Origin of the sequence: Yersinia sp. 2542 StPb PI, from assembly GCF_048593855.1 — a bacterium.
Classification (GTDB): domain Bacteria; phylum Pseudomonadota; class Gammaproteobacteria; order Enterobacterales; family Enterobacteriaceae; genus Yersinia; species Yersinia enterocolitica_E.
The window spans coordinates 1-5150 of sequence record NZ_JAZGQA010000254.1; the positions used below are offsets into that span (position 1 = coordinate 1).

Genomic DNA, 5150 nt, shown 5'->3' on the forward strand with positions numbered 1-5150 from the left:
AGGTTTTTTGTGTCGTCATAAGGAATTGATAACCCGTGCAACCAGTTGAACACGCCATTTTAAACAAAAGTTGACATGACCACAAAATTCACGTATCAATTTAGGCAACGCACTATTTTAACCAATGAGAAACTGAAAAATTATGTTCTACTCAACCCGCCTACTAAGCCTACTACTTAACGCATCTCACTTGCGCGGTATGTTGGTGGACGGAAATCAGAACTGATTCAGTCATCAAGATTAACAAGCCCGCGCAAATGCGCGGGTTTTTTTTTACCCGCTAAGCGCAAATGTAAACACGACAAGGAACAACCCATGAGCCAACAAGTCATTATTTTCGATACAACATTGCGCGACGGTGAACAAGCATTGCAAGCCAGCCTGAGTGTTAAAGAGAAGCTGCAAATCGCGCTTGCACTGGAAAGAATGGGTGTCGATGTAATGGAAGTCGGTTTCCCGGTTTCCTCCCCTGGCGATTTTGAGTCAGTGCGCACCATCGCTCAGCAAGTCAAAAACAGCCGTGTGTGTGCTCTGGCTCGCTGTGTAGACAAAGATATTGATGTCGCCGCCGAAGCTTTACGTATTGCTGAAGCCTTCCGTATTCATGTGTTTTTGGCGACATCCACCTTACATATCGAATCCAAATTAAAGCGCTCATTTGATGATGTGTTGGCGATGGCAGTGCACTCGGTGAAACGCGCTCGCAACTATACCAATGATGTTGAATTCTCTTGTGAAGATGCTGGCCGTACCCCTATTGATAACCTGTGCCGCATCGTAGAAGCTGCGATTAATGCCGGCGCGACTACCATCAATATCCCTGATACTGTCGGTTACACCACTCCTTATCAATTCGGCGGAATTATCACCGACTTGTATGAGCGGGTGCCAAATATTGATAAAGCCATTATATCAGTGCATTGCCATGACGATTTGGGCATGTCCGTTGCCAACTCCATCACCGCAGTACAAGCCGGTGCGCGTCAGGTAGAAGGCACGATTAATGGTTTGGGCGAACGCGCAGGTAACTGTTCACTGGAAGAAGTGATCATGGCTATCAAAGTGCGTGAAAAGATGTTGGGCGTGCATACCAATATCAATCATCAAGAGATTTACCGCACCAGCCAGTTGGTCAGTAAGTTATGCAATATGCCAATACCCGCTAACAAAGCCATTGTCGGTAGTAATGCTTTCGCTCACTCATCCGGTATTCATCAGGATGGCGTGCTGAAAAATCGTGAAAACTACGAAATCATGACACCACAATCCATTGGCCTGAAAGAAGTGCAGTTGAACCTGACCTCCCGTTCTGGTCGCGCGGCGGTCAAACACCGTATGGAAGAGATGGGTTATCAGGATAAAGATTACAATTTGGACTCTTTGTACGACGCATTCCTGAAGCTGGCAGATAAAAAGGGCCAGGTATTTGATTACGATTTAGAAGCGTTAGCCTTCATTAATAAACAACAGGAAGAGCCGGAACACTACCGTTTAGACTATTTCAGCGTGCAGTCGGGTTCCAGCGTAATGGCAACAGCATCCGTGAAATTGGTCTGTGGCGAAGATATTAAATCAGAAGCGGCCACAGGTAATGGCCCGGTTGATGCGGTGTATCAGGCCATCAATCGCATTACCGGTTATGAGATCGAACTGGTGAAATATCAACTGTCTGCCAACGGTCAGGGTAAAGACGCATTGGGTCAGGTTGATATCGTGGTTGACCATAAAGGCCGCCGCTTCCACGGCGTGGGTCTGGCAACAGATATTGTCGAGTCATCCGCTAAAGCGTTGGTTCACGTATTAAATAACATCTGGCGCGCTCATCAGGTAGAGATTGAGAAGCAGCGCTTGCAACAAAATAATCAGGAAATGGTGTGAACATGACTAAGACTTATCATATTGCCGTTTTGCCCGGAGACGGTATTGGCCCTGAAGTAATGGCTCAGGCAAATAAAGTATTGGATGCGGTGCGTCAACGTTTCGGCATCAAGATTTCAACCAGCGTTTATGATGTAGGTGGTGCAGCCATCGACCGTCACGGCAGCCCGTTACCGGCAGCGACAGTCAGCGGATGTGAGCAGGCTGATGCTATCTTGTTTGGCTCGGTAGGCGGCCCGAAATGGGAACATTTGCCACCGGCGGAACAACCCGAGCGTGGTGCGTTGTTGCCTTTGCGCAAGCACTTCAAATTATTCAGCAACTTGCGCCCGGCGCGGTTGTATCAAGGGTTAGAAGACTTCTGCCCATTGCGCAGCGATATTGCCGCCAAAGGTTTTGATATTCTGTGTGTGCGTGAATTAACCGGTGGTATCTACTTCGGCCAACCCAAAGGCCGTGAAGGCCAAGGCCAGCACGAGCGTGCTTTTGATACCGAAGTTTATCATCGCTTTGAGATTGAACGTATTGCCCGTATTGCCTTTGAATCTGCGCGTAAACGTCGTGGCAAAGTTACTTCTATTGATAAAGCCAATGTGTTGCAAAGCTCTATTCTGTGGCGTGAAGTGGTAACTGCCATTGCGGCCGATTACCCAGATGTTGCGTTGTCCCATATGTATATCGATAACGCCACCATGCAGTTGATCAAAGACCCTTCCCAGTTTGATGTATTGCTGTGTTCTAACTTGTTTGGCGATATTTTGTCTGATGAGTGCGCCATGATAACGGGTTCAATGGGGATGTTGCCGTCGGCCAGCCTGAACGAACAAGGTTTCGGTTTATACGAACCCGCAGGTGGCTCCGCACCCGATATCGCGGGCAAAAATATCGCCAACCCAATTGCCCAGATTTTGTCATTAACTCTGCTGTTGCGTTTCAGTTTAGGTAAAGACAAGGCCGCCGATGCTATTGAGCATGCGATCAACCAGGCATTGGAACAAGGCTATCGCACGGCTGATTTGGCCGGCGAAGGTAAAGCCATCGGTACCAACGAAATGGGCGATGTTATCGCTAAATTCGTGATGGAGGGGGTGTAAAATGGGTAAGACGTTATATCAAAACAAGACTTTATATCAAAAATTGTACGATGCGCACATCGTTTACGAAGCGCCAAATGAAACCCCATTGTTGTACATCGACCGCCATCTGGTGCATGAAGTTACTTCGCCGCAAGCCTTTGATGGTTTGCGCGCCATGGGTCGTCCGGTGCGTCAGCCGGGTAAAACCTTTGCCACGATGGACCACAACGTTTCAACCCAAACCAAAGATATCAATGCCAGCGGCGAAATGGCGCGGATCCAGATGCAGGAGCTGATTAAGAACTGTGCTGAGTTCGGTGTCTCTTTATATGACCTGAATCATCCGTTCCAAGGCATCGTCCATGTGATTGGCCCTGAACAAGGTATGACTTTACCGGGCATGACTATCGTCTGTGGTGACTCACATACCGCGACCCATGGTGCATTCGGCTCATTGGCCTTCGGTATCGGCACTTCAGAAGTTGAGCATGTGCTGGCAACCCAGACCCTGAAACAGGGCCGAGCCAAAACCATGAAAATCGAAGTTAACGGTACTGTCGGTGCAGGGATTACCGCCAAAGACATCGTCTTGGCGATTATCGGCAAAACCGGCAGCGCGGGCGGCACCGGCCATGTGGTGGAGTTCTGTGGCAGCGCGATTGCAGCGCTGAGCATGGAAGGCCGGATGACATTATGTAATATGGCGATCGAGATGGGTGCTAAAGCCGGTTTAGTCGCCCCGGATGACACCACTTTCGACTACCTGAAAGGTCGTCAGTTCGCCCCAACTGGCGAGCAGTGGGAACAAGGCGTGGCCTACTGGCGCACCTTGAAATCTGATGCTGATGCTAAATTTGACACTATCGTCACCCTGGATGCCGCCGACATCGCGCCACAAGTCACTTGGGGCACCAACCCGGGCCAGGTCATTGCGGTTAATGACATGATTCCTGCTCCTGAGTCCTTCAGTGATCCCGTTGAACGTGCCTCGGCGGAAAAAGCGTTGGCATATATGGATTTGCGCCCCGGCATTAAGTTGACCGAGGTAGCCATTGATAAAGTCTTTATCGGTTCCTGCACTAACTCACGCATTGAAGATTTGCGTGCCGCAGCAGCGGTGGCTCAAGGTCGTAAAGTCGCGACTGGCGTGCAAGCTATTGTGGTACCCGGCTCAGGCCCGGTAAAAGCACAGGCTGAAGCGGAAGGTTTGGATAAGATCTTTATCGAGGCCGGTTTTGAGTGGCGTTTGCCTGGTTGTTCCATGTGTTTGGCGATGAACAACGACCGTCTGGAACCCGGAGAGCGTTGTGCCTCCACCAGCAACCGTAACTTTGAAGGCCGTCAGGGCCGTGGTGGCCGCACACATTTGGTTAGCCCGGCAATGGCCGCCGCCGCCGCTGTCAGTGGTCATTTTGCTGATGTTCGCGCCTTAGAAGCCGCCACCCACTAACCGGAGACACCATTATGGCTAAATTTACTCAACACACGGGTTTGGTTGCTCCGTTGGATGCGGCAAACGTCGATACCGACGCGATTATCCCAAAACAATTTTTACAAAAAGTGACGCGCACTGGCTTTGGCCAACACTTGTTTAACGATTGGCGTTTTCTCGACGACGCAGGCAAAGTGCCAAACCCTGAATTTGTGCTGAACCAACCCCGCTATCTGGGTGCAACCATTTTGTTAGCGCGTGAGAATTTCGGTTGTGGCTCCTCACGGGAACACGCGCCGTGGGCATTGACCGACTTCGGTTTTAAAGTGGTTATTGCCCCTAGTTTCGCTGATATATTTTACGGTAACTCGTTTAATAACCAATTATTACCGGTGACCTTAAGCGAAGCAGATATCGATACCTTATTCCAATTGGTTAACGATAATGAAGGCATCGAGTTTATTGTTGATTTGGAACAGCAAACAGTGAATGCCGGTGGCAATAGTTATTCTTTTGAAATAGACAGCTTCCGCCGCCATTGTATGATTAATGGTTTGGACAGTATTGGCCTGACGTTGCAGCATGAAAGTAATATTTCTGCATATGAAAAACAGCAACCGGCATTTTTACGTTAATTTATTTTAAGTTCATTTTGTGAGTATATTGTTGGTGTCAGGTAAGCCCTGACCCAACAATGCAAAATAGATAAAAACCCCATTTTGAAACGCCCCCTTCTTTCTTTCATCATTCACAAAAACAAACCC

General features: G+C 48.9%; 4 protein-coding genes. All 4 read left to right on the forward strand.

What is annotated here, in order from left to right; all coding sequences use genetic code 11:
* Nucleotides 1–315: 315 nt before the first annotated feature.
* Genes leuA through leuD form a run of 4 tightly spaced genes read left to right on the forward strand, consistent with a single transcriptional unit; the run spans nucleotide 316 to nucleotide 5021 of the window.
* The gene (gene leuA, locus V1952_RS19935; protein WP_372557997.1) at nucleotides 316–1878 is read left to right on the forward strand and encodes a 2-isopropylmalate synthase; all 1563 of its coding nucleotides are present in this window, start codon (nucleotides 316–318) and stop codon (nucleotides 1876–1878) included.
* Nucleotides 1879–1880: 2 nt separating this feature from the next.
* Nucleotides 1881–2972 (forward strand): 3-isopropylmalate dehydrogenase, encoded by a 1092-nt coding sequence (gene leuB, locus V1952_RS19940; RefSeq protein WP_372557996.1) that lies wholly within the window; start codon nucleotides 1881–1883, stop codon nucleotides 2970–2972.
* Between the two features lies 1 nt (nucleotide 2973).
* Complete coding sequence (gene leuC / locus V1952_RS19945; RefSeq protein ID WP_372557995.1) at nucleotides 2974–4404, forward strand: 3-isopropylmalate dehydratase large subunit; 1431 nt, start codon at nucleotides 2974–2976, stop codon at nucleotides 4402–4404.
* A 14-nt stretch (nucleotides 4405–4418) separates the two neighbouring features.
* On the forward strand, nucleotides 4419–5021 hold the full coding sequence (leuD, locus tag V1952_RS19950; RefSeq protein WP_083160554.1) for a 3-isopropylmalate dehydratase small subunit: 603 nt from the start codon (nucleotides 4419–4421) through the stop codon (nucleotides 5019–5021).
* Nucleotides 5022–5150: the final 129 nt, after the last annotated feature.

Coding starts and splice junctions, on each gene's coding strand:
- leuA (WP_372557997.1), top strand. CDS start 316: ATGAGCCAACAAGTCATTATTTTCGATACAACATTGCGCGACGGTGAA.
- leuB (WP_372557996.1), top strand. CDS start 1,881: ATGACTAAGACTTATCATATTGCCGTTTTGCCCGGAGACGGTATTGGC.
- leuC (WP_372557995.1), top strand. CDS start 2,974: ATGGGTAAGACGTTATATCAAAACAAGACTTTATATCAAAAATTGTAC.
- leuD (WP_083160554.1), top strand. CDS start 4,419: ATGGCTAAATTTACTCAACACACGGGTTTGGTTGCTCCGTTGGATGCG.